Raw genomic sequence first — 22,706 nt, forward strand, 5'->3', positions numbered from 1 at the left:
GGGAAGGCGTACGGTCGGGGTCCTGTGATCCGCGCAGCTCCCGGCGCCCCTCGTGGTGCACCGCCCCGCCCCGCGCCCCTGGATAATCGGGGGCATGGGACGTGGCAGGGGCAGGGCCGAGGCGGTGCCGGAGGCGACGGGGGCGGAGGGACGCAGCCACCGGCAGGGGCCGCTGGCGGTGCGGGTGGACTCCGGGACGGCGGAGCTGAAGCCGGACCGGGACCGGCCGCGGGCCTGGCAGCTGCTGCTGGACGGCGCCCCGCAGTCCCTGGTCGACCTGGACGACCCGACCCGTCTCGGCTTCGAGTACCAGCGCCGGATCGGCCACCTGATCGACCTCGCCGCCCCGCCCGGCCGCCCGATCACCGTCCTGCACCTGGGCGGCGGCGCCCTCACCCTGCCCCGCTACGTGGCGGCCACCCGGCCGCGCTCCCGGCAGCAGGTCGCCGAGATCGACACCGCGCTGACCGAGCTCGTCCGCACCGAACTGCCGTTGGAGCGCGGCTGGCAGATCAAGGTGCGCGGCGCGGACGCCCGGGCGGTGCTGGAGCGCGCCCCGGAGGGCGGCGCCGACCTGGTGGTCGCCGACGTCTTCTCCGGTGCGCGGGTGCCGGCGCACTGCGCCACCGTGGAGTTCGCCGCGCTGGCCGCCCGGGCGCTCGCCCCCGGCGGGCGCCTGGTGGTGAACGTGACCGACGGTTCGTCACTGGCCTTCGCCCGGGCGCAGACCGCGACCCTGCTCGCGGTGTTCCCGGAGGTGTGCCTGGTGGCGGATCCGGCGGTGCTGCGCGGCCGCCGGTTCGGGAACCTGATCCTGGTGGCCGGGACGGCGCCGCTGCCGCTGGAGGAGCTGGGCCGCAAGGTCGCCTCGGACGCGGCGCTGGGCCGGGTCGAACACGGCCGTGCCCTGGCGGACTTCACCGCGGGGGCCGCCGCGGTCACGGACGACTCGGCCGTCCCCTCGCCGGCACCCCCGCCAGGCGTCTTCCACTGATCCCGGGCCGGCGCGGCGTCCCGGACGCCGTCAGTGGCCGCTGGGCAGTCCGCGGTGCTTGTACGTGGCGAGGGCGGTGAGCAGCAGCCCCGCCAGGATCGGGACGGCCACCGCGACGGCGTCCGCGCCCCCGGCCCGGACGGCGGGCGCGGCACCGAAGGCGTCCTCGCCGGTGGCGGGCCGGGGCCGTTCTGCGGACGTCCCGCGGGCGGCGCCGGCGGCCACCGGCCGCAGTGCCGGTGCGGGCTCCGCGGCCGGCCGGGGGGCCGGTGCGGCACCCCCGGCGGCGGAGGCCCCGGCGGGTGCGGGCGCCGCGGACGGGGCGGCGGGGCCGGGGTCGGCAGGGGCGTCCGGGGCCGCGGCGGGGGCGGAAACGGCACCGCCGTCCCCCCGGGGAGACGGGGGGACGGCGGGGAGCAGAACGGCGGCGATGGCGAAGGCGTCGGGCACGGTGGCGGCCTGTCCCGGTAGGGGGAGGCCGTCCACCCTGATCCGGTCCCGGAGCACCTCCTCGACCGGCCCGGTCTGCTGCTCGACGACGGGGACGGCGTCCCCGCCGAGGCGGTGGAGGAGGGCCGGGGCACCGACCTGGTCGGTCAGGCCGGGCCCCGGCCCTTCGGCGGCTGCGGCGTCGCAGACCCCCAACCCAAACCCCCACAGCTGGGCGAGGATCGCGCCGCCGGCCGCCAGCTTTCCGGCCCGTCGGCGGACGTCCCGGTGGGGAGGTCCGCCGTGGGGGCGGTCGGGCCGCGGTGGTGCCGCGTGACGGTGTCGCACGTGAGAGGAGAACGAGCGAACCCGGTCGGAGTCACGCGGCGTGGTGACGCACCGTCATCACGCGGACGGGATGCCGTGGTCCAGGCGGCCGGTGCGGATCGCCTCGGAGTACCAGCGGGCGCTGGTCTTGGGCGTGCGCACCAGGGTGTCGTAGTCGACGTGGACGATGCCGAAGCGCTTCTCGTAGCCGTACGCCCACTCGAAGTTGTCCATGAGCGACCACAGGAAGTAGCCGCGGACGTCGGCGCCGGCGGCGATCGCGTCGGAGACGGCGCCGAGGTGACCCTTCACGTAGGCGGCCCGCTCCGGGTCGTGGACGCTGCCGTCGGCGGAGACGGTGTCCTCGAAGGCGGCGCCGTTCTCGGTGACCATCAGCGGCAGGCCGAACTCGCGGTGCAGCGCGATCAGCGAGTCGGACAGGCCGGTCGGGTCGATCGGCCAGTTCATCGCGGTGACCTCGCCGGGCGCGAGGTGGAAGGCGACGTCGTCGGCGCCCGGCCAGGGCGAGAAGGAGCTCTCGCCGTGCCCGTCGTGGCGCGGCAGGTTCTCGGCGTTCTCGACCGAGGAGACCAGCGTCGGGTTGTAGTAGTTGAGGCCGAGCAGGTCGAGCGGCCGGGAGATCTCGGCGAGGTCGCCGGGCTGCACCAGGGCGTCCCAGTCGACGAGGTGGGCGGTGTCGGCGAGCAGGTCCTCGTCGTAGCGGCCCTTGAACATCGGGCTCGTCCAGATCCGGTTGCCGACCGCCTCGATCCGGCGGGCCGCCTCCAGGTCGCCCGGGTGCGGGCTGTGCGGCCGCACCGCGTGCAGGTTGAGCGAGACGGCCAGCCGGGCGGAGGCGGGCAGCGCGGCGCGCAGGGCGCCGACGGCGAGGCCGTGGCCGAGGTTGAGGTGGTGGGCGGCGCGCAGCGAGTCGCCCGGGTCGGTGCGGCCGGGGGCGTGCACGCCGGAGGCGTAGCCGAGGAAGGCGCTGCACCAGGGCTCGTTGAGGGTGGTCCAGATGCCGATCCGGTCGCCGAGGGCCTCGGCGGCGAGGCCGGCGTACTCGGCGAAGCGGTACGCGGTCTCCCGGTTCGGCCAGCCGCCGGCGTCCTCCAGCTCCTGCGGGAGGTCCCAGTGGTAGAGGGTGGCGACCGGGGTGATGCCGTGGGCGAGCAGCTCGTCGGCCAGGGCCCGGTAGAAGTCGAGCCCGCGCTCGACGGCGGGACCGCGGCCGGTGGGCTGGATGCGCGGCCAGGAGAGCGAGAACCGGTAGGCGGTGAGTCCGAGGTCGGCCATCATCCGGACGTCCTCGCGGAAGCGGTGGTAGTGGTCGACCGCGGTGTCGCCGGTGTCGCCGTTGGCGACCTTGCCCGGGGTGTGGCTGAAGGTGTCCCAGATCGAGGGGGTGCGGCCGTCCTCGGCTGCGGCGCCCTCGATCTGGTAGGCGGCGGTGGCCGCGCCCCAGGCGAACCCCGGCGGGAAGGCGCCGGCTCGGTCCTCGGCCGCGAGGTCGGCCGGGGTGTGCGGATCGGTGACGGTCATACGGGAGCGCTCCCATAGTCAGGTGTGGGACGGGATGGACGGCGGGTCAGCTCTTCACCGCGCCGGCCGTGATGCCGCCGACGATGTGCTTGCCCAGGACGGCGAAGATCAGCAGCAGGGGCAGGGTCCCCACCAGTGCGCCGGTCATGATCACCGCCTGGTTGATGTCGTGGCCGCTGCCGCCGCCGATGGAGGACAGCGCGACCTGGACGGTCGGGTTCTGCTGGGTGAGCACCACGAACGGCCAGAAGAAGTCGTTCCAGGACTGCACGAACACCAGCATGCCCAGCACGGCCATCGCGGGACGCGCGATCGGCAGCACGACGTGCCAGATGATCCGCAGACTGTGCGCGCCGTCCACCCGGGCGGCCTCGATCAGCTCCAGCGGGAGCGCCTCCAGCAGGAACTGCCGCATGAAGAAGACGCCGAACGCGGCCACCAGCGAGGGCAGGATCACGGCCTTGAGCTGGTTGCCCCAGTTCAGGTCGGTGATGATCCGGTACAGCGGGATCACGCTGAGCTGCGGCGGGATGGTCATGGTGGCGACGACCAGGGTCAGCAGCGCGTTGCGGCCGCGGAACCGCAGCTTGGCGAAGGCGAAGCCGGCGAGGGTGGAGAACAGCACCGTGGAGAGCGAGACGCAGCCCGCGACGACGGTGGAGTTCAGCAGCGCCTTGCCCATGTCCGCCTGGTTCCAGGCGGTGGTGATGTTGGTCCAGAGCTCGCCGCTGGGCAGCATCGGCGGCGGCGACTGGGCCACCCGCTCGCCGGTGTTGCTGGCGGCGACGAACGTCCAGTACAGCGGGAAGAGCGAGACCACGGCGGCGACCGCGAGGACCGCGTACGTCAGCGGGCCAGCCTTGTCCTGGTCGCCGGCGCCGGGGCGCAGCCGCCGGCGCAGCGGGGCGGTGGAGATGACGGCCATGGTTCAGCCTCCCAGCTTGGTGCGGTTGCGGCGGGCGATCAGGGTCTGGACCGCACCGATCAGCAGCAGGATCAGCAGCATCGTCCAGGCCACCGCCGAGGCCCGGCCCAGCTGACGGCTGGGCCAGCCCAGCTCGTACATGTAGAGGCCGAGGGTCTGGTACTGGTGGGCGGAGCCGCCGCTGACGCCGACACCGCCGCCGAAGAGCAGCGGCTCACCGAAGAGCTGGGTGGCGCCGATCGTCGACACGATGATCGTGAACAGGATGGTGGGGCGGATCGAGGGGATGGTCACCTTGGTGAACTGCTGCCAGCGCGAGGCGCCGTCCAGGCTCGCGGCCTCGTAGAGGTCCTTCGGCACGGCCTGCATGGCGGCCAGGTAGATCAGCGCGTTGTAGCCCGTCCACCGCCAGGTGACGATGGTGGAGATGGCGATCTGGGACGGCCAGCTCTCCGAGTACCAGTCGGTGCGGTCGACGCCCACCATGGAGAGCAGCCAGTTGATCATCCCGTAGTCCGGGTTGAACAGCTGGACGAAGACCAGGGTCGCCGCGGCGATCGAGGTCGCGTACGGGGCGAGGACCGCCACCCGCAGGAAGCCGCGGCCGCGCATCCGGTAGTTCAGCAGGTGCGCCAGGCCCAGGGCCATCAGCAGCTGCGGGACGGTGGAGAGCACCCCGATGGTGAAGGTGTTCCGCAGGGCCGTCCAGAACTGGTCGGTCTCCCAGAGCCGGGTGTAGTTGTCGATGCCGCGCCAGTCCATGACGTCCTGGTTGAGCAGGTCGACGCGGTGCAGCGAGAGCCAGCCCGTCCAGATCAGCGGGAACAGGCCGAACGCGGCGAAGCAGAGGAAGAACGGCGCGATGTACGCGTACGGCGACGCCTTGAGGTCGAGTCGGTAGAGGCGCGAGCGCCAGGCGGAGCGCTGCGGGGCGGCCGGGGTGCGGGGGCCGCCGGGTGCGGTGGTCGGCGCCGAGCCGTCCTCGGCCGCGGCTCGGATGGAGGTGGCCACTGGGTAGGTCCTTCCCGGGAGTGGCTGTCGGCGGTGGTGCGGGTGCCCGGCCGGGCGCGGGGCCCGGCCGGGCGGGCGGACCGGCGGGTCGCCGGTCCGGGGTGGGTCAGCCGTTCACCTTGTCGTCGACCAGCTTCACGACGTTCGCCCAGGCCTTGGCCGGGTCGGTGCCGTGCTCCTCGATGTCGAGGATGCCGTTGTCGGTGATGATCGTCTTGACGGTGCCGTCCTGCTCGCCGATCGGGGCGGGCTGGATGCTCTTCGCGGTGGAGGCGAAGATCTGGCCGGTCGGGGTGTCGCCGAAGTAGTCGAGCTTGGCGCTCTGGACGGCGGGCAGCTCCAGGCCGGCCGTGGTCGAGGGCAGGTTGCCGACCTTGGTGAAGACCTTGGCCTGCTGCTCCGGCGCGGTCAGCCAGGCGGCGAGCGCCGCGGCCTCCTTCTGGTGCTTGCCGGCCTTCGGGACGGTCAGGAAGGCGCCGCCCCAGTTGGAGGCGACCGGCGGGGCGGCGATGTCCCACTTGCCCTTGCCGGAGTCGCCGGAGTACTTGCTGATGATGCCGGTCATCCAGGACGGGCAGACCACGGTGGCGAACTTGGCGTTGGCGAACGCGGAGTTCCAGTTGTCCTGGAACTGGCGCAGACCGGCGCTGATCTTCGCCTGCGAGGCGCTGACGGCCACGTTCCAGGCCTTCTTGACGCCGGCGCTGTCCTTGTAGACGAGCTTGCCGGAGTCGTCCGAGTACTGCTGGGTCTCGGCCGAGAGCGCGGCGTTGAACAGGCCGCTCGCCGAGTCGGTGAAGAAGGTGCCGGCCGGGGCCTTGGCCTGGTACTGCTTGCCGGCGTCGACGAACTTCGACCAGTCGCCCGCCCACAGCTTGGCGACCTCGGTGCGGTCGGTCGGCAGGCCGGCCTGCTGGAAGAGGTCCTTGCGGTAGCAGACGGCCATCGGGCCGATGTCGGTGCCGAGGCCGATCAGCGAGCCCTTGGCGGTGGTGGCCTGCTTCGACTTCCACGGCAGCCAGGCGCCCGCGTTGACGCCGTCGGTCTTGGAGAGGTCGGTGAACTTGTCGCCGAGGGTGCCGGTGGCCTGCGCGATGTAGCCGACCTCGACGGCCTGGATGTCGGAGAGGCCGCTGCCCGAGGCGAGGTGCGTGGTCAGGGCGTCCCAGTACTTCTGGCCGTCCTGGGTGGTGTCCGCCTTGATGGTGACGTTCGGGTGGGCGGCCATGTACTCGTCGTAGAGGCCGGCCTCCTTGTAACCGAAGGTGCCGAAGTCGCCGACGGTCAGGGTGATCTTCTCGCCCGCGGCCGACGACGCGCCGTCCGACCCGCCCTTGTCGCCGCTGCTGCTGCACGCGGTGAGCAGCAGGGCGGAGGAGGCGATGACGGCGGTGGCCAGGACGGCCGCTCTGCGGGGGCGGGAAGTGCTGCGCATGGCGTTCTCCTTGTTCCGGGTGGGGCATCGGGTGGTGCTGCGCGGTGGGTGGTGCGGTGCGGCTTCGGAAGGTGGTGCGGTGCGGCTGCCGGGGTGTTGCCCGGGTGTTTCGGATGTCCCGGGCGTTGCCGGGGCGTGCGGGCCGGTCGCGGCCGTGCCGACCGCGGGAGACCGGTGCCGGTGGTCCGCCGGACGTGCCCGTCGGACCGCGGTGGGGGCGCTGTTGCCGGGGGCGATTCGCCACTAGAGTGTGGGAGCGCTCCCACAGCGCATGCCGGAAGGTTCCTTCGTCGCGGGGTCGGGTGTCAAGGGCTGACGTCGTATCCGTTGCCGGAGCGTGTCCTGGGAGTCGCGAAACGGTGTCCTGGCGACACCGGTCTCCGGCCCGCGCGGACTTCCGCGTACGGTCGGGCACGGGGCCCCGCCGGCCGGTCGGACCGGGCGACGGGCCCGGTCGGGGGGAGCGCGGCCGTCCCGCGGGTTCCCCGGCGGCCGAAACCGGCCACAATGAGCAGCAATCGGCCCGCAAGGCGCCATGAGGACTTCCAAGAGGTGAGCGATGAGCCAGACCGCACAGCCCCCCGCAGGGCCCGTGGGCGGCGCCGGGGCGGGCGGCAGGAGCTCCGCGCGCCCCACGCTGGAGGAGGTGGCCGCGCTGGCCGGGGTCGGGCGCGGCACGGTGTCCCGGGTGATCAACGGCTCGCCCCGGGTGAGCGACAAGGCCCGCGAGGCCGTCCAGGCCGCCATCGCCGAACTCGGCTACGTGCCCAACCGGGCCGCCCGCACCCTGGTCACCTCGCGCACCGACTCGGTCGCCCTGGTGGTGCCCGAGGCGGAGACCCGGCTCTTCTCCGAGCCCTACTTCTCCGACATCATCAGCGGCGTCTCGGCGGAGCTCGCCGAGACCGACATGCAGCTGCTGCTGATTCTGGTCCGCAACCAGCGTGAACGGGAACGACTTTCGGCCTATCTGACCGCACAGCGGGTGGACGGCGTACTCCTCGTCTCCGTGCATCAGGACGACCCGCTGCCGAGCCTCCTGGAGAGCCTGGAGATCCCCTCCGTGCTGGCCGGCCGCCGCGGCGACCTGGAGCCGCTGAGCTACGTGCACGCCGACAACGCGGGCGGCGCCCGGATGGCCGTCCGGCACCTGCTGCGCCGCGGCTGCCGCGAGGTGGCGACCATCACCGGCCCGCTGGACATGGAGGTCGCCCAGGCCCGACTCGGCGGCTACCGCCGGGCCCTGGAGCAGGCTGGCCGGCCCTACGACGAGGAACTCGTCGGGCTCGCCGACTTCACCGAGGAGGGCGGCCGGCTGGCGATGCGTGAGCTGCTGGAGCGTCGGCCCGACCTGGACGGCGTCTTCTGCGCCTCCGACCTGATGGCCGCGGGCGCGATGCAGGTGCTGCGTGCGGCGGGCCGCCGGGTGCCCGACCAGGTCGCGGTGATCGGCTTCGACGACTCGATCGTGGCCCGGCACACCGACCCGCCGATGACCAGCGTCCGGCAGCCGATCGAGGAGATGGGGCGGACGATGGCCCGCCTGCTGCTCGACGAGATCGCCGAACGGGGCCGCGCACGGCGGCAGGTGGTGCTCGCCACCGAGCTGGTGGTGCGGGACTCCGCCTGAGCCCGGCGCCGCCCCGGCCCGGAACGGCACCGGCCGCCCGGTCCGCCGTCCGGGCCGGGCGGGGGCTCGGGGCGGTGGCCGGACGGCCGCCGGGTGCCCGGCCGCCGCGGCCGGGTTGCCGGGGGCTCAGCCGTTGGGGCGGAGCGTCCAGGTGATGGTCATCACGCCGGTCACGGCGCCGTCGGCGCGGGTGATCTCCACGGTGACCGGGAACTCGGGCCGCTCGCCCTTGTCCAGCTCCGCGACGACCTCCTCGGCCGTGCGGCCGAGGGTGGCGGTGGCGGTCACCTCGCCCATGGCGAGCTTCTTGTAGGCGATCTCGGCCTTCACCGCGAGCGGCACGGCCCGCGACAGCTGGTCGGAGAACGCGGCCAGCACGATGCAGCCGCTCGCCGACTCGGCCAGCGTGAACATGGCGCCCGCGTGCGGGCCGGCCACGTGGTTGTGGAACTCCGGCTGGTCCGGCAGCCGGAGCACGGCCCGCTCGGGGCTCGTCTCCAGGTACTCCAGCTTGAGCGTGCGGGCCATGGGGACGGTGGAGTCGAGCAGCTGCCCGATCGAGGGTGTGGTCATGGCCGTCATGTTACTTGCCGGTAGTTTCGCTGGGGAGGGGTGTCCGACCCGCCCGCCGAAGGCCGGGCCCGCTCCGGACCGCGCTGCCCCGCACGCGGAAACGCCGGAGGGCCCGATCTCGTGAAGAGATCGGGCCCTCCGGCTCTGGGGTGAGTGACGGGACTCGAACCCGCGGCCACCTGGACCACAACCAGGTGCTCTACCAACTGAGCTACACCCACCATCATTCGGGGCGTTCCCGCTCCGACAGGAAGAACTCTACAGGATCCGAGAGGGTGCTCGCGCCAGGGTTTCGAACCGGGCCCCGCGCTGATGCTCTGGTGGGAGCCGGTGCGCGGCGGGCCGCCGGCCGGACCCGCCCCGGGCGCGGCGGCACGGCATCCGACGGGCCGCCGCGCACCGGATGCCGTGCCGTGCGGGCGGTCAGTCGACGGGCCGCTGGTACTTCGCCGCGATCTCCCGCGCCGCGTCCCCGTCCGGGCCCGGCTGCGGGACGAACACCGCCTCGCGGTAGTACTGGAGTTCGGCGATGCTCTCGCGGATGTCGGCGAGCGCGCGGTGGCTGCCGCCCTTCTGCGGGCTGTTGTAGTACGCCCGCGGGTACCAGCGGCGGGCCAGCTCCTTGATCGAGGACACGTCCACGATCCGGTAGTGCAGGTGGCCCTCCAGCGCCGGCATGTCCCGCGAGAGGAAGCCGCGGTCGGTCGCCACCGAGTTGCCGCACAGCGGCGTCTTGCCGGCCTCCGGGGCGTGCTCCCGGATGTAACCCAGCACCAGCTCCTCGGCCTCCGCCAGGGTCACGCCGTCCGCCAGCTCGTCGAGCAGCCCGGACGCCGTGTGCATGGCGCGCACGACGTCCGGCATGTTCTCCAGCGCCTCCGCGGGCGGACGGATCACCACGTCCACGCCCTCGCCGAGGACGTTCAGCTCGGAGTCGGTCACCAGCACCGCGACCTCGATCAGGGCGTCCCTGTCGAGGTCGAGGCCGGTCATCTCACAGTCGATCCACACCAGACGGTCATTCACGCCACTCACCCTACGGCGCGATCGCGCGAGCCGGACAGCGTCCGGGCCGCCCGGTCGCGCCGCGCCGCACCCGCAGGGCCCTCGCCGTCCCCGGACGGGTCGGAGGGCCGCCGCTCGCCCGGCGCCGGATGCCCGGCCCCGCCGGCGGCCGCGTGGTCGGCCCGGTGGCCCTGGCCCTGGCCGCGCGCGCTCGGCTGCTCGTAGCCGCTCTCCTCGGCGACCGCGTGCTCCACCGGACGGTCCGCGGAACGGCCCCCGGTGCGGTCGTCGGTCCGGCCCCCCGGCCGGTCGGCGACCCGCGCGCCGGGCTGCTCGCCGACCCGCTCCGGTGCCGGCCGAGGCCGGCGCCCGGTCGCCGGACCGGGCTGGGCGGGCACCACGGGAGGCCGGCGCCGTGCGGCACCCGCCGGCCCGGCCGCACCGCCCGGCACCGCGCCGGTCATCGCGGAAGGGCCGCCCGGCAGCGCCTGGCCCGGAACGCCCGGCAGCTGGCCCGCCTGCGGATGACCGCCGTGCGGGCCGTGGCCCACCGCCGCGCCCGGGTGCGGCGCGCCGCCGCCGACGAGCCGGTCGACCGGGCCGCCCTGCACGGGCACGCCGGCCGGGGCCTGCGCCGGAGCGGGCCGCCGGGCGCGGTAGCTCGTCCGGTACGCGGCGGGGGAGACGCCCAGCTGGCGGCGGAAGTGCCCGCGCAGCGCCACCGGTGAGCGGAAGCCGCAGCGCCGGGCGACGTCGTCCACCGAGAGGTCCGAGGTCTCCAGCAGCCGCTGCGCCTGCAGCACCCGCTGGGTGATCAGCCACTGCAGCGGGGCGCTGCCGGTGAGCGTGCGGAACCGCCGGTCGAAGGTGCGCCGGCTCATGTAGGCGCGGGCCGCCAGCACCTCGACGTCGAACTGCTGGTTGAGGTTCTCCAGCGCCCAGGTGACCACCTCGGCCAGCGGGTCGTTGCCGATCTCCTCGGGTAAAGACTGGTCGATGTACTGGGCCTGTCCGCCGCCGCTGCGCCGGTTCGGCACCACCAGGCGGCGGGCCAGCGCGTTGGCCGCCTCGGCGCCGTGGTCGGTGCGCACCACGTGCAGGCAGAGGTCGATGCCGGCCGCCGTGCCGGCCGAGGTGAGCACGTCGCCGTCGTCCACGAACAGCTCGCGCGGGTCGACGTGGACCCGCGGGTAGCGCTTGGCCAGCGTCGGCGCGTACATCCAGTGGGTGGTCGCCGGACGGCCGTCCAGCAGGCCGGCCGCGGCCAGCACGAAGGCGCCCGTGCAGAGGCCGATGATGCGGGCCCCCTCGTGGTGGGCCTTGCGCAGGGCGGCGATCGCCTCGACCGGCGGCGGCTGGGAGATCGAGCGCCAGGCCGGGACGACGATGGTGCCGGCCCGCGACAGCGCCTCCAGGCCGTAGGGGGCGGTCAGGGTCAGCCCGCCGGTGGTGGCCAGCGGGCCCTCCTCGCCGGCGCAGACCAGCAGTCGGTAGCGGGGCACCCCGGCGTCCTGCCGGTCCACGCCGAACACCGAGAGCGGGATCGAGCTCTCGAAGATCGGCGCGCCGCCGAAGATCAGGACGGCCACCGTCTCCCGGCGCCTGCGGCCGGACAGCTTGCGGGCGGGGGCGGGGTGGTGCAGCGCGGACAGCACGGCCGGGCCGGCGTGCCCGCCCGCGCCGCCGTCGGCCGGTCCGCCGGCGAAGTGCGGGTGGCCGGAGCCGAACTGGCCGTGCGGCGGATGACCGGCGCCCTGCGGCTGGTGCGGTGCGGAGGCGGAGGGCGAGCCGGCCGAGGGGGAGAGGTGACCGGACGTCAGGACGGTGCTGCCGGACGGGATGCCGCCGTGCGGACCGGTCTGGCCGGGCAGCGGCGAACCGGTGAGCGGGGAGGGTGCGCGCCCCGGGGCGGCGGCGCGGGCTGCCGGCCCGTCAGCTCTGGCGGACCGGCCCGGGAGGCCGGTCGGCGGCTGACCGCCGTCAGGACCCGCGTCGCTCCTGCTCACCCTGCTCAAGGCGTTCCAGCCCCCTCGGTGGTGTGGTGTGGTGGTGCGGCACTGCCCGCCAAGATCGAATCTAGTGGGTGGACCGTTGCTGTTGTGACAAGTTCACCATCCGACGCTATGTCGACATGGCAATTTGGCGTGATGCATTCGATCACGAAGCGTGGCACCCGTCGACCCCTCTGGGAAGGGGGCGGGCGCAACGCTGGCTGGTTGTCGCACGACCGATCCCGGGCACCCGGGGACCCGCCGGCCCCACCGGCGGCCCTGGGCTGCGGCTTTGGCCAACACCCGGGCACCGCATCGAAATTGGCCGAAAACAGGCGGTACGAAACGGGGCGCACAGGACGCGCCCGTGCGCCGGTGCGAGCCCTTCTGCGCAGGGCTGGACAGCCCCCGCCGGGGGACACGGCCGGCGGCTAGGGTCGCCCCATGGACACGCGCAGCCGGCTCGAACTGGCCAACGACAACGCCGCCGGCTTCTGGCTGGCCCAGGCCCGGGTGCACGGCTGGGAGTCCGTCCGCACCCCGTGGTTCACCGCGGTCCGCTGCGACGGCGAGGCCGAGGTCCACCGGTTCGTCGTCACCCGCCCCCACGGCGAACCCGGGGTGCTGCGGCAGGAGTTGCTCGGCGTGCTCCGGCGGTGGCGGACGGCACGGCTCTGCCTGGAGGACCCGTACGGGAGCCTCGACCTGCGCCCGCACGGCTGCGAGGCGTCGCTGGGCCAGGCGGTGATGGTGCGTGAGCCCGGCGGTGCACCGGCGGCGGACGGGGCGGCCGTCCCCGCGGCCCCGCGGGGACGGCGAGGGGAGCCGGCGGGCCGGCTGACGGTCGGCGAGGCGCTGTCGCCGGAACAGCTCGGCGAGGTGGAGCGCGTGGTCGTCGACGGCTTCCCGATGCCCGCCCGGCTGCCGTTCGTCCGGGGCGCGATGCTGCCGCCCGGGCTGCTGGACGCCCCCGGCCACCGCGCCTGGGTGGCCCGGGTGGACGGCCGCCCCGCCGGGGCCTGCGTCAGCCACGACGACGGTACGGCCGTCGGCCTCTACTCCGTGGCGACCCTCCCCGAGCACCGCTCGCGCGGCATCGGCCGGGCCCTGGTGGCCGCCGTGCTGTCCGCCCACCCCGACCGGCCGGCCACCCTGACCTCGACCCTGCTGGGCGAGCCGTTGTACCGCCGGCTCGGCTTCACCGAGCACGGCGTCGCGCGTTGGTGGCGCTACCCGGCGACGCCGTCGTCGATGACCGTGTAGCCGGCCGCCGCCGCGACCGGTCCGACGGCCGCCTGCGGCACGGTGAAGCGGGTCAGCACCGGCGCCGGGGCGTCGCCGCCCGCGCCCCCCGGGCCGCCGGTGACGCCCGCGTGCGCCACGGCGGGCAGCGGGCCGGCCGGCGCCTGCAGGGCGGCCGCGGCGGCGGGGCTCAGCCGGACGGCGGCCGACTGCGCCGGCGCCCGCCCGGCGCCCAGCGGGGTGGTGCCGCCGACGGAGGGGAGCTGGACGACGGACGGGAGCTGCACGACGGGGGTGACCGGCACGACCGGGTCCGCGGCGGCCCGCCGGGCGGCGGCCTGCTGCGCCACGGCGCGCCGGACGGCCCCGCGCCGGACGGTGTCGGCGGTGGGCGCGCTGCGGGCGCCGAGGACGAGGCCGACGGCCTCCGGCAGCCCGGCGGCGCTCAGCGTCGGACGGTAGCCCTGCTCGGCCCACGGGCGGCCCAGGTGCAGCCAGACGCTGCGCAGCCCCGCGACCTCGGCGCCCGCCACGTCCGCCGGGCCGTGGTCGCCGATCATCCAGGTGTTGGCCTCCCAGCCGGGGGAGGGGGCGACCCCGCAGCGGCGGGCGGCGATCTCGAAGATCAGCGGGTCCGGCTTCACGCACCGCGCCTCCTCCGAGACGACCCAGCCGTCGACGAGGCGGTCGAGCCCGGTGCGGCGCATCTTCTCCACCTGGGGCTTGGTGCCGCCGTTGCTGACGATGCCGAGGGTCCAGCCGGAGGCCCGGGCGGCGTGCAGCGCGTCGAGGTGGGAGGCGGGGCAGTGGATGTGCGCGTTGATGCCGCGGCGGTAGTGGGCGAGCAGCAGGTCCATCGAGTGGTCCAGGCCGTAGCGGCGCTTCGCGGCGCCCAGTACGGTGCTGCGCGGCACGTACCCGCTGCCGTCGATGGTGGTGAACCAGTCGATGTCGGCGGCGGGCAGGCGGTGTTCGGCCAGGAAGTCCACGGCCCACGCCCGGTAGGCGGCGTCCCTGTGCAGCAGGGTGTTGTCGAGGTCGAACAGGAGCAGCGGCATGTCGAGCATGCTGCCAGTGCGGGCACGTATGCACCTGGCAATTGCCAATCGTCGACCTGTCCACGGGGCGGATTGGCCGAATCCGGACGGTGACGGGCCGGTGGCCGAACGCGATGTTTCGCCGGGGCTGTGTCGGGCGGGGCGAGCGGGACGCGAATGCACTGGTGGGAACGGTGTGAATGGCTCCGTCGCGGCACCGCGTGACCGCCCCGGTGCCTCGTACGACCGCCCCGGTGCCTCTCGATGACGGTCGGATCACGTTGTGTGTTCGGCCTGTTGCGTTATCGGGGGTTGTCGGTCAAGCTCCTGGGAACCTCCGTGACAGGTGGCCTCCGGCCGGCGTGCGCGGGGGGCGCACAAAGCGCGGCGCACGCGGTCCTTTTGCGGGAACCCCGGCCCACCGGGGTCCGACTGCTGGGCCGCGTTCCGCGCTCGTCGTACTCTGAGAGGAACAGGTCGCATCCAGTGGTGCTCGGCGGACATCGGCTCGGTGCCGAGGGTGGGCCTGCCGCCCCGGCGGCGCTGTTGCGTTCCGTCGGCCCGTCCTTCCCGAACAGCTGTGAGCGATGGCTGGTTTTGAGCCTCCCGTACCCGCCGGTGCGGATGCCGGCGGCGGTGCGCTGCCGGTCCACGGCGGTCCCCTCGGCGGTCGCTCCCAGGCCCGCAGGGCCGCACTCGCCGCAGCCCGTGCGGCGGCCCTCCGTGCGTGGCCGCTGTCCGCGCGGCGCCGGGCGGGGGCACACGGCCCCGCAGCGGGCCCGGGCGGCCCGGTGTCCGGCCGCGGCGGGCACGGCGGTGCACGGGGCGCCGGAGCGCCCGGAGGCGGCCCGATGAGCGACGGCCCCGGTCCGATGACGGGCCGCACCGAGGGCGACGGCGAGCACCTGGTGGAGGATCAGCCGGCCCGCGCCTGCGACCCGGTGTTCCAGCACGGCGTGGTGGTCGGCTTCGACGGCTCGCTGTCCAGCGAGCGCGCGCTGGCCTACGCGGTCGGCATGGCGCGCAGGTCGCAGTGCGGCCTGGTGATCGTGCACGTGGCGAACCGGCTGCCGGCCACGGTCTGGGCGGGCTGCGAGCCGCCGGTCTTCGTCGACCTGCCGGACCACCGCACGGAGATCCTCGGCCTGGAGCTGGCCTGCGCGGACTTCCTCGCCGGCGTGCCGTGGATCCTGGTCGAGCGCGGCGGCGACATCTGCCACGAGATCGAAGAGGTCGGCCGCGAGTATGCCGCCGACGCGATCGTCGTCGGCAGCACCCGCGGCCTGCTCGGCAAGGTCTTCGGTTCGGTGTCCGGGCGGCTGGCGCGCCGCGCCAACCGCCCGGTGATCGTCATCCCCTGACGGACCGCCGGGGAGGTCGACCCGGTCCGGTCAGGAGGTCACCCCGAGTTCCCGCGCGATCAGCATCCGCTGGACCTCCGAGGTCCCCTCGCCGATCTCCAGGATCTTGCAGTCGCGCCAGAACCGGGCGACCGGGAACTCGTTCATGAAGCCGTACCCGCCGTGGATCTGGGTGGCCTCGCGGGCGTTGTCCACGGCGGCCTCTGACGCGTACAGCTTCGCGATCGCGGCCTCCTTCTTGAACGGCTCGGAGTGCAGCAGCCGGGAGGCGGCGTCGCGCCAGGCCAGCCGGGCGGTGTGGGCGCGCATCTCCATGTCGGCCAGCTTGAACTGGATGACCTGGTTGGCGCCGATCGGCCGCCCGAAGGCGCGCCGCTGGCCGGCGTAGGCGACGGACTGGTCGACGCACCCCTGGGCCAGGCCGGTGGCGAGCGCCGCGATCGCGATGCGCCCCTCGTCGAGGATGCGCAGGAACTGGGCGTAGCCGCGGCCGCGCTCGCCCAGCAGGTTCGCCGCCGGGACGCGGCAGTCGGTGAAGGAGAGCTCGCGGGTGTCGGAGGCGTTCCAGCCGACCTTGGAGTACTTCTTGGAGACCTGGAACCCGGGCGTCCCGGCCGGCACGATGATGGACGAGATCTCCCGCGTGGGCGAGAGCGCCGCCCCGTCCGCGCGGGTGGTCGGCTCGGTCAGCGCGGTCACCGTGACCAGGCCGGTGATGTCCGTGCCGGAGTTGGTGATGAAGCACTTGGTGCCGTTGATCACCCACTCGTCGGTCGCCTCGTCGTAGCGGGCCGTGGTGCGGGTGGCGCCGGCGTCCGAGCCGCCCTCCGGCTCGGTGAGGCCGAAGGCGCCGAGCATCTCGCCCGAGGTCAGCTTCGGCAGCCAGGTGCGCTTCTGCTCCTCGGTGCCGAAGCGGTACACCGGCATGGCGCCGAGCGAGACGGCCGCCTCCAGGGTGATGGCGACCGAGGAGTCGACCCGGGCCAGCTCCTCCAGGGCGATGCCCAGGGCGAAGTAGTCGCCGCCCATGCCGCCGTACTCCTCGGGGAACGGCAGGCCGAACAGGCCCATCTCGCCCATCTCGCGGACGATCTCGTACGGGAACTCGTTCTGCTCGTAGTACTCGCCGATCTTCGGCGCGACCCGGTCGTTCGCGAACTCCGCGACGGTCCGTCGCAGCTCTTCGTACTCGGTGCTCAGCCGGTGGTCGAGCATGGGGATCCTCCTGGATCGCGGCCGGTCGGGCCGGGGTGACGATGTGTTGACGGGGTGTGTCAGGCGGACGGGCCGAGCAGCGCCCGGACGGTCCGCGACTGGCTGGGGCGTCCGAGCCGCCCGGCCATCCAGCCGCTGGTGGCGGCGAGGGCGGCCAGGTCGACGCCGGTGTCGATGCCGAGGCCGTGGAGCATCCACACCAGGTCCTCGGTGGCCAGGTTCCCGGTGGCGCTCTTCGCGTAGGGGCAGCCGCCGAGGCCGCCGGCCGAGGCGTCCACCACGGTCACCCCGCAGCGCAGCGCGGCGAGCGTGTTGGCCAGCGCCTGGCCGTAGGTGTCGTGGAAGTGCACGGCGAGCCGGTCCATCGGCACCCCGGCCTCGGCGAAGCCGGTCAGCAGCGCGGTGACCTGGCCGGGGGTGGCGGTGCCGATGGTGTCACCGAGGCTCAGCTCGGCGCAGCCCATCTCCAGCAGGCGCAGCCCGTGGCCGATCACCTGCGCGGCCGGGACGGGGCCCTCCCACGGGTCGCCGAAGCACATCGAGAGGTAGCCGCGGACGGGCACCCCGGCGGCCGTGGCGCGGGCCACCACCGGGCGGAACATCGCCATGGCCTCGTCGGCGGAGCGGTTGAGGTTCCGCCGGGCGAAGGTCTCGGTGGCGCTGGCGAAGACCGCGACCTCCGCCGCGCCGTGGGCGAGCGCCCGGTCCAGGCCGCGCTCGTTCGGCACCAGCACCGGCAGCCGCAGGCCCGGGTACCGCCCGGCCAGGCCGGACAGCCGGGGCATCAGCTCCTCGGCGTCCGCCAGCTGCGGCACCCACTTGGGGTGCACGAAGCTGGTCGCCTCGACGGTGCGCAGGCCGGCGGCGGCCAGCCGGGCGATGAACTCGGCCTTCACCTCGACCGGGACGAGCCCGCTCTCGTTCTGCAGGCCGTCCCGCGCGCCGACCTCGTGGATCCGCACCCGGGCCGGCAGCGACGGGTCGCGCACCGGGTCCGGCAGGCCCAGCTCCAGCACGCCCGGCTCGGCCGCCGTCCCGTCCTGCTCCGCGGTCACGGGGCCACCTCGGCCTTCTCGGCGTCGCCCTCGGCGGGTACGACGACGGCCAGCAGTTCGTCCATGGCGACGGTCGCGCCGGCACTCGCCCGCAGCTCGCTGACGGTGCCGTCGTGCGGCGCCGCGATCACGTGTTCCATCTTCATGGCCTCCAGGACCAGCAGGGTCTGACCGCGGGTCACCCGCTCGCCGGCCGCGGCCTTGACCACGGTGACGGTGCCCGGCATCGGCGCGGTCAGCGCGCCGTGGTGGGCCCCGCCCGCGGCGGCGCGGTCCGCCACCGGGTCGTACGCGTGCACCGCCCAGGCGTCGCCGTCCACGGCGAGCCAGTCGACGCGGCCCGCGGGCCCGTTGTCGGTGGTGTGTGCGAACGTCGTCTGCAGGCCGTCGAGGGAGACCTGCAGGCGGCCGCCGGAGCGGTGGGCCGTGGCCCGCCGCACCGGTCCGTCGCCGACCTGCACCTGCAGGCCGGCGGAGGCGGGGGTGCCGGCGGTCTCGGCCACCGAGCCGGGTGCGGTCGGCCGCACCAGGACGGTGACCGGCTCCTGCCCGGCGAGCCGCAGGCGGTGGGCCGTCCAGGCCGCCCCGCCGCCCAGCCGCCAGCCGGAGGGGCGGGAGAACGGGTCGGTCCAGCCGTCGGGGGCGACGGCCGGGGCGAGGTCCAGCTGCCGGGCGATCGCCGCGGCGATCGGCAGCAGGTCCGCGCCCTCCGCGTCCTGCGGGGTCGCGTCGGCACCGGTGCGGGTGTGGGGGGAGCTCAGCAGGACGGGGGTCTGCTGAGCGGTCCGCTCCACCAGCCCGGTGTCGAGGCGGCCCGCCACCACCTCGGGGTGGGCCAGCAGCCGCCGCAGGAAACCGGTGTTGGTGGTGACGCCCAGGATCCGGGTGTCGGCCAGCGCGGCCCGCAGCCGGCGCAGCGCCGTCGCCCGGTCCGGCCCGTACGCGATCACCTTGGCGAGCATCGGGTCGTAGAGGCTGCCGACCTCGGTGCCCGCGGCCACGCCGGAGTCCACCCGGACGCCCTCGCCGGCCGGCTCGTCCAGCCGCAGGATGCGGCCGCCGGTCGGCAGGAAGTCGCGGTCCGGGTCCTCGGCGCAGATCCGCGCCTCGATCGCGTGGCCCACGAAGGAGACGTCCTCCTGGGCGAAGGGCAGCGCCTCGCCGGCGGCCACCCGCAGCTGCCACTCGACGAGGTCGAGCCGCTGCGGCTCGGCGCCGTCGCCGGTGCGCACCGCGATCGCCAGCTCGGTGACGGGGTGCTCCACCTGGAGGCGGGTGTTCATCTCCATGAAGAAGAAGTCCAGGACGCCCTCGGCGGTCTCCGCACCCGGCTCCAGGCCCGGCACGATGAACTCGACCGTGCCGGCGCCGGTGTAGCCGCAGGCCTCGGCGGCCCGCACGGCCGCCGCACCCATCGCCGCCCGGGTCTCCTCGTTGAGCAGGACGGAGGGGGCCTCCTCGATCAGCTTCTGGTGGCGGCGCTGCAGGCTGCACTCGCGCTCGCCGAGGTGCACGGTGGTGCCGCGGGCGTCCGCGAGCACCTGCACCTCGATGTGGCGCGGCCGGTCCACCCAGCGCTCCAGCAGCAGGGTGTCGTCGCCGAACGCGGTGCGCGCCACCCGCCGCGCCGCGTCGATCTCGGCCGGCAGCTCGGCGGGGTCGCGGACCAGCCGCATGCCCTTGCCGCCGCCGCCCGCGGACGGCTTCAGCAGCACCGGGTAACCGATCTCCTCGGCGGCCGCGACCAGCTCGGCGTCGCTCGGCGAGCCGCCGCTGCTGCCGGGCACCACCGGCACGCCCGCGACGCGGACGGCCTCCTTGGCGTTGATCTTGTCGCCCATCAGCTCCACCGCGGCCGGCGGCGGGCCGATGAAGGCCAGCCCCGCCTCGGCGCACGCCCGGGCGAAGCCGGGGTTCTCGGCGAGGAAGCCGTATCCGGGGTGCACGGCCTGCGCGCCGGTGCGGCGGGCGGCCGCCAGCAGCAGGTCGGTCCGCAGGTAGGTCTCGGCGGCCGAGCTGTCGCTGCGCCCCTCCGGGCCGAGCCGGACGGCGAGGTCGGCCTCGCGGACGTGCGGGGCCTCGGCGTCGGCGTCGCTGTGCACGGCGACGGAGCGGATGCCGAGCCGGCGCAGGGTGCGGATCACCCGGAGGGCGATCTCACCCCGGTTGGCGACCAGAACGGTGTCGAACATGGGAGGTCTTCCTCCGGGTCGAGGGATGGCGCTGCCGGTGCGGCGGTGGCGGGTCGGGCGGCGCGGGTGCGGCGGGTGCGGTGCCGCGGGGGTGCGCGGCGGGGCCGGGGTCGGGCCGGGCGGTGCGACCGCACCGGCCCGGCCGGTCACATGCGGAAGACGCCGTACGGGCGGGGCTCGGCGAGCGGGGCGTTGGCGCAGGCGGTGAGTGCCAGACCGAGGACGGTCCGGGTCTCCATCGGGTCGATCACGCCGTCGTCCCAGAGCCGGGCGGTGGCGTAGTAGGCGCTGCCCTGCCGCTCGTACTGCTCGCGGACGGGGCGCTTGAACTCCTCCTCCGCCTCGGCCGGCCAGTCCTCGCCCTGGGCCTCGAACTGGTCGCGGCGCACGGTGGCGAGGACGGAGGCCGCCTGCTCGCCGCCCATCACGGAGATCTTGGCGCCCGGCCACATCCACAGGAAGCGCGGCGAGTACGCCCGGCCGCACATCGAGTAGTTGCCGGCGCCGTACGAGCCGCCGATGACGACGGTCAGCTTGGGCACCCGGGTGCAGGCCACGGCCGTCACCATCTTGGCGCCGTGCTTGGCGATGCCGCCCGCCTCGTACTGCCGGCCGACCATGAAGCCGGTGATGTTCTGCAGGAAGAGCAGCGGGATGCCGCGCTGGTCGCACAGCTCGACGAAGTGCGCGCCCTTGAGCGCGGACTCGGCGAACAGCACGCCGTTGTTGGCGACGATGCCGACCTGGTGGCCGTGGATCCGGGCGAAGCCGGTGACCAGGGTGGGCCCGTACTCGGCCTTGAACTCGGCGAAGCGGCTGCCGTCCACCAGCCGGGCGATCACCTCGCGCACGTCGTACGGGGTGCGCGGGTCGACCGGCACCGCGCCGTACAGGCCGGCCGGGTCCACCGCGGGCGCCTCCACCGGGGCGAGCGGCCACGGCTTCGGGGCGCGCGGACCGAGCCCGGCGACGATGGTGCGGACGATCGACAGCGCGTGCGCGTCGTCCTCGGCCAGGTGGTCGGTGACGCCGGAGGTCTTCGAGTGCAGCTCGCCGCCGCCGAGCTCCTCCGCGGTGACGACCTCGCCGGTGGCCGCCTTCACCAGCGGCGGGCCGCCGAGGAAGATCGTGCCCTGGTTGCGGACGATCACGGCCTGGTCGCTCATGGCCGGCACGTAGGCGCCGCCGGCCGTGCAGGAGCCGAGCACCGCGGCGATCTGCGGGATGCCGGTGGCGGACAGCCGGGCCTGGTTGTAGAAGATCCGGCCGAAGTGGTCCCGGTCCGGGAAGACCTCGTCCTGCATCGGCAGGAAGGCGCCGCCCGAGTCGACGAGGTAGACGCACGGCAGCCGGTTCTCCAGGGCCACCTCCTGCGCGCGCAGGTGCTTCTTCACCGTCATCGGGTAGTAGGTGCCGCCCTTGACGGTGGCGTCGTTGGCGACGACCACGACCTCGCGGCCGGCCACCCGTCCGATGCCGGCGATCACACCGGCGGCCGGGGCGGCGCCGTCGTAGAGGCCGTCGGCGGCGAGCGGGCACAGCTCCAGGAAGGGGGAGCCCGGGTCGAGCAGGGTGTCCACGCGGTCGCGGGGGAGCAGCTTGCCGCGCGCGGTGTGCCGGGCCCGGGCCCTGGCGCCGCCGCCCAACGCGGCCGTCGCGAGCTTGCTGCGCAGCTCGTCGACCAGCTCCCGGTGGGCGGCCTCGTTGGCGCGGTAGGCCGCCGAGCCGGGGTCGGCGGCGGACTCCAGCCGCGGTGCCGGCGCGGCGGCGGCACCCGGGACGGCGTGCCGCGGTTCGGTGCCGGCGGCCGGGCCGGTGAACGGGCCGGCCGCCGGGCCGACGGCGGATCCAATGGATGAGAGGACCATCCCAAGAGCTCCCTTGCCCTCGGAGCCGAGTGGACGTGCGGAGGGATGGTCCGCCGCCCGGAGGTTAATGAGCGTTAACTCCTGCGGCCAGGTTAACCGCCGATAACGCGGCTGTCTACGATGGGCAGCATGCCGAACGTGCCAGCAGCCTCCGCGCTCCCACGCCGCGACCAGATCCGCAAGGAGGCCGCGCGGCTGTTCGCCGCGCGCGGCTTCCTGGGCGTCGGCGTGGACGAGATCGGCAAGGCGGTGGGCATCAGCGGCCCCGGCCTGTACCGGCACTTCGCCGGCAAGGACGCGATGCTCGCCGACCTCCTGATCGGCATCAGCGAACGGCTGCTGGAGGAGGGGCGGCGCCGGGCCGGCGAGGCCGGCGGCACGGACGGACCCGCCGGGGCGCTGGACGCCCTGATCGGCGGCCACGTGGACTTCGCCCTGGACGACCGCGACCTGATCATCCTGCACGACCGGGAACTGCTCCACCTGAAGGAGGAGGACCGCCGCCGGGTCCGCCGGCTGCAGCGCGGCTACGTCGAACTCTGGGTCGGCGTCGTCCGCGAGGCCTTCCCGCCGCTCGCCGCCCCCGACGCCGAACCGCTGGCCCGGGCCGCCGTCCACGCCGTCTTCGGCCTGCTCAACTCCACCCCGCACAGCGCCGCCCCCCACCCGGGCCAGCCGGACCGCTCCGGGCTGCCCCGCGACGCGATGGCCGCCCTCCTGCACAGCCTCGCCCAGGGCGCCTTCGCCGCAGCCGCGGCCGGCGCCGCCGCCCGGGCGACCTAGGGCTTGTGTGATGTTGTGATCAGTTGGGCGGTCGTACGAGGTCGTCTATCCAGATCATCGAGGCGCGAAGATGGAGGCCGGCGAGGTAGCT

16 protein-coding genes, 1 tRNA gene and 2 pseudogenes are annotated in these 22,706 nt (G+C 74.7%); 5 read left to right on the plus strand and 14 right to left on the minus strand.

Annotated elements, in window-relative coordinates; translation table 11 throughout:
- Positions 1 to 94: 94 nt before the first annotated feature.
- Positions 95 to 994, plus strand: coding sequence for a fused MFS/spermidine synthase (locus AB0O09_RS18300; protein WP_363542663.1), 900 nt, complete (start codon positions 95 to 97; stop codon positions 992 to 994).
- 30 nt (positions 995 to 1,024) lie between these two features.
- On the opposite strand, the gene AB0O09_RS18305 is transcribed toward AB0O09_RS18300, so the two are convergent.
- The 5 genes from AB0O09_RS18305 to AB0O09_RS18325 form a co-directional block, all read right to left on the minus strand.
- Positions 1,025 to 1,639, minus strand: a complete 615-nt coding sequence (locus tag AB0O09_RS18305) for a hypothetical protein (protein WP_363542665.1) — start codon at positions 1,637 to 1,639, stop codon at positions 1,025 to 1,027.
- A 189-nt stretch (positions 1,640 to 1,828) separates the two neighbouring features.
- On the minus strand, positions 1,829 to 3,292 hold the full coding sequence (locus tag AB0O09_RS18310) for a GH1 family beta-glucosidase (RefSeq protein WP_363542667.1): 1,464 nt from the start codon (positions 3,290 to 3,292) through the stop codon (positions 1,829 to 1,831).
- A 46-nt stretch (positions 3,293 to 3,338) separates the two neighbouring features.
- The gene (locus AB0O09_RS18315) at positions 3,339 to 4,217 is read right to left on the minus strand and encodes a carbohydrate ABC transporter permease (protein WP_363542669.1); all 879 of its coding nucleotides are present in this window, start codon (positions 4,215 to 4,217) and stop codon (positions 3,339 to 3,341) included.
- Between the two features lie 3 nt (positions 4,218 to 4,220).
- A complete protein-coding gene (locus tag AB0O09_RS18320) occupies positions 4,221 to 5,228 on the minus strand; it encodes a sugar ABC transporter permease (RefSeq protein WP_363542670.1) in 1,008 nt (335 codons plus the stop codon).
- Positions 5,229 to 5,334: 106 nt separating this feature from the next.
- On the minus strand, positions 5,335 to 6,663 hold the full coding sequence (locus tag AB0O09_RS18325; protein WP_363542672.1) for an ABC transporter substrate-binding protein: 1,329 nt from the start codon (positions 6,661 to 6,663) through the stop codon (positions 5,335 to 5,337).
- 559 nt (positions 6,664 to 7,222) lie between these two features.
- On the opposite strand from AB0O09_RS18325, the gene AB0O09_RS18330 reads away from it, so the two are divergent.
- Positions 7,223 to 8,293, plus strand: a complete 1,071-nt coding sequence (locus AB0O09_RS18330; protein ID WP_344627652.1) for a LacI family DNA-binding transcriptional regulator — start codon at positions 7,223 to 7,225, stop codon at positions 8,291 to 8,293.
- 126 nt (positions 8,294 to 8,419) lie between these two features.
- On the opposite strand, the gene AB0O09_RS18335 is transcribed toward AB0O09_RS18330, so the two are convergent.
- From AB0O09_RS18335 to AB0O09_RS18350, 4 genes and pseudogenes are all read right to left on the minus strand, one after another.
- Entirely contained in the window at positions 8,420 to 8,866 is a 447-nt protein-coding gene (locus AB0O09_RS18335; RefSeq protein ID WP_363542674.1) for a DUF4442 domain-containing protein, read from the minus strand.
- Between the two features lie 145 nt (positions 8,867 to 9,011).
- Positions 9,012 to 9,087 (minus strand) — tRNA-His (locus AB0O09_RS18340).
- A 202-nt stretch (positions 9,088 to 9,289) separates the two neighbouring features.
- Positions 9,290 to 9,892, minus strand: coding sequence for an oligoribonuclease (gene orn, locus AB0O09_RS18345; protein ID WP_363542675.1), 603 nt, complete (start codon positions 9,890 to 9,892; stop codon positions 9,290 to 9,292).
- Positions 9,893 to 10,512: 620 nt separating this feature from the next.
- Positions 10,513 to 11,526: pseudogene (locus AB0O09_RS18350) on the minus strand (helix-turn-helix domain-containing protein); the annotation flags it as partial.
- Positions 11,527 to 12,306: 780 nt separating this feature from the next.
- Here AB0O09_RS18350 and AB0O09_RS18355 point away from each other — a divergent pair.
- Complete coding sequence (locus tag AB0O09_RS18355) at positions 12,307 to 13,125, plus strand: GNAT family N-acetyltransferase (RefSeq protein ID WP_363542677.1); 819 nt, start codon at positions 12,307 to 12,309, stop codon at positions 13,123 to 13,125.
- Here the strand turns inward: AB0O09_RS18355 and AB0O09_RS18360 are convergent.
- Positions 13,092 to 14,162 carry an HAD family hydrolase gene (locus AB0O09_RS18360; protein ID WP_363542678.1) on the minus strand — a complete coding sequence of 357 codons (1,071 nt, stop codon included), beginning with the start codon at positions 14,160 to 14,162 and terminating at the stop codon, positions 13,092 to 13,094. The genes AB0O09_RS18355 and AB0O09_RS18360 overlap by 34 nt on opposite strands.
- 905 nt (positions 14,163 to 15,067) lie before the next feature.
- On the opposite strand from AB0O09_RS18360, the pseudogene AB0O09_RS18365 reads away from it, so the two are divergent.
- Positions 15,068 to 15,502: pseudogene (locus AB0O09_RS18365) on the plus strand (universal stress protein); the annotation flags it as partial.
- 30 nt (positions 15,503 to 15,532) lie between these two features.
- Here the strand turns inward: AB0O09_RS18365 and AB0O09_RS18370 are convergent.
- From AB0O09_RS18370 to AB0O09_RS18385, 4 genes are all read right to left on the minus strand, one after another.
- The gene (locus AB0O09_RS18370; RefSeq protein ID WP_344627795.1) at positions 15,533 to 16,717 is read right to left on the minus strand and encodes an acyl-CoA dehydrogenase family protein; all 1,185 of its coding nucleotides are present in this window, start codon (positions 16,715 to 16,717) and stop codon (positions 15,533 to 15,535) included.
- Positions 16,718 to 16,776: 59 nt separating this feature from the next.
- Positions 16,777 to 17,730: a hydroxymethylglutaryl-CoA lyase gene (locus AB0O09_RS18375; protein ID WP_363542693.1), complete on the minus strand. Its 954-nt coding sequence runs from the start codon at positions 17,728 to 17,730 to the stop codon at positions 16,777 to 16,779.
- Between the two features lie 38 nt (positions 17,731 to 17,768).
- Positions 17,769 to 19,964, minus strand: coding sequence for a biotin carboxylase N-terminal domain-containing protein (locus AB0O09_RS18380; protein ID WP_363542679.1), 2,196 nt, complete (start codon positions 19,962 to 19,964; stop codon positions 17,769 to 17,771).
- Between the two features lie 146 nt (positions 19,965 to 20,110).
- Complete coding sequence (locus AB0O09_RS18385) at positions 20,111 to 21,832, minus strand: carboxyl transferase domain-containing protein (RefSeq protein ID WP_363542680.1); 1,722 nt, start codon at positions 21,830 to 21,832, stop codon at positions 20,111 to 20,113.
- Between the two features lie 129 nt (positions 21,833 to 21,961).
- Between AB0O09_RS18385 and AB0O09_RS18390 the strand changes: the two genes are divergently transcribed.
- On the plus strand, positions 21,962 to 22,615 hold the full coding sequence (locus AB0O09_RS18390; RefSeq protein WP_363542681.1) for a TetR/AcrR family transcriptional regulator: 654 nt from the start codon (positions 21,962 to 21,964) through the stop codon (positions 22,613 to 22,615).
- Positions 22,616 to 22,706 lie beyond the last annotated feature (91 nt).

The sequence above is a fragment of the Kitasatospora sp. NPDC093679 genome, from assembly GCF_040683455.1.
Classification (GTDB): Bacteria; Actinomycetota; Actinomycetes; order Streptomycetales; family Streptomycetaceae; genus Kitasatospora; species Kitasatospora arboriphila.

Excerpts from the sequence above, each read along its gene's own strand:
- AB0O09_RS18300 (WP_363542663.1), top strand. The coding sequence starts at position 95 with ATGGGACGTGGCAGGGGCAGGGCCGAGGCGGTGCCGGAGGCGACGGGG.
- AB0O09_RS18310 (WP_363542667.1), bottom strand. The coding sequence starts at position 3,292 with ATGACCGTCACCGATCCGCACACCCCGGCCGACCTCGCGGCCGAGGAC.
- AB0O09_RS18315 (WP_363542669.1), bottom strand. The coding sequence starts at position 4,217 with ATGGCCGTCATCTCCACCGCCCCGCTGCGCCGGCGGCTGCGCCCCGGC.
- AB0O09_RS18325 (WP_363542672.1), bottom strand. The coding sequence starts at position 6,663 with ATGCGCAGCACTTCCCGCCCCCGCAGAGCGGCCGTCCTGGCCACCGCC.
- AB0O09_RS18330 (WP_344627652.1), top strand. The coding sequence starts at position 7,223 with ATGAGCCAGACCGCACAGCCCCCCGCAGGGCCCGTGGGCGGCGCCGGG.
- AB0O09_RS18335 (WP_363542674.1), bottom strand. The coding sequence starts at position 8,866 with ATGACCACACCCTCGATCGGGCAGCTGCTCGACTCCACCGTCCCCATG.
- AB0O09_RS18355 (WP_363542677.1), top strand. The coding sequence starts at position 12,307 with ATGGACACGCGCAGCCGGCTCGAACTGGCCAACGACAACGCCGCCGGC.
- AB0O09_RS18360 (WP_363542678.1), bottom strand. The coding sequence starts at position 14,162 with ATGCCGCTGCTCCTGTTCGACCTCGACAACACCCTGCTGCACAGGGAC.
- AB0O09_RS18370 (WP_344627795.1), bottom strand. The coding sequence starts at position 16,717 with ATGCTCGACCACCGGCTGAGCACCGAGTACGAAGAGCTGCGACGGACC.
- AB0O09_RS18380 (WP_363542679.1), bottom strand. The coding sequence starts at position 19,964 with ATGTTCGACACCGTTCTGGTCGCCAACCGGGGTGAGATCGCCCTCCGG.
- AB0O09_RS18385 (WP_363542680.1), bottom strand. The coding sequence starts at position 21,832 with ATGGTCCTCTCATCCATTGGATCCGCCGTCGGCCCGGCGGCCGGCCCG.
- AB0O09_RS18390 (WP_363542681.1), top strand. The coding sequence starts at position 21,962 with ATGCCGAACGTGCCAGCAGCCTCCGCGCTCCCACGCCGCGACCAGATC.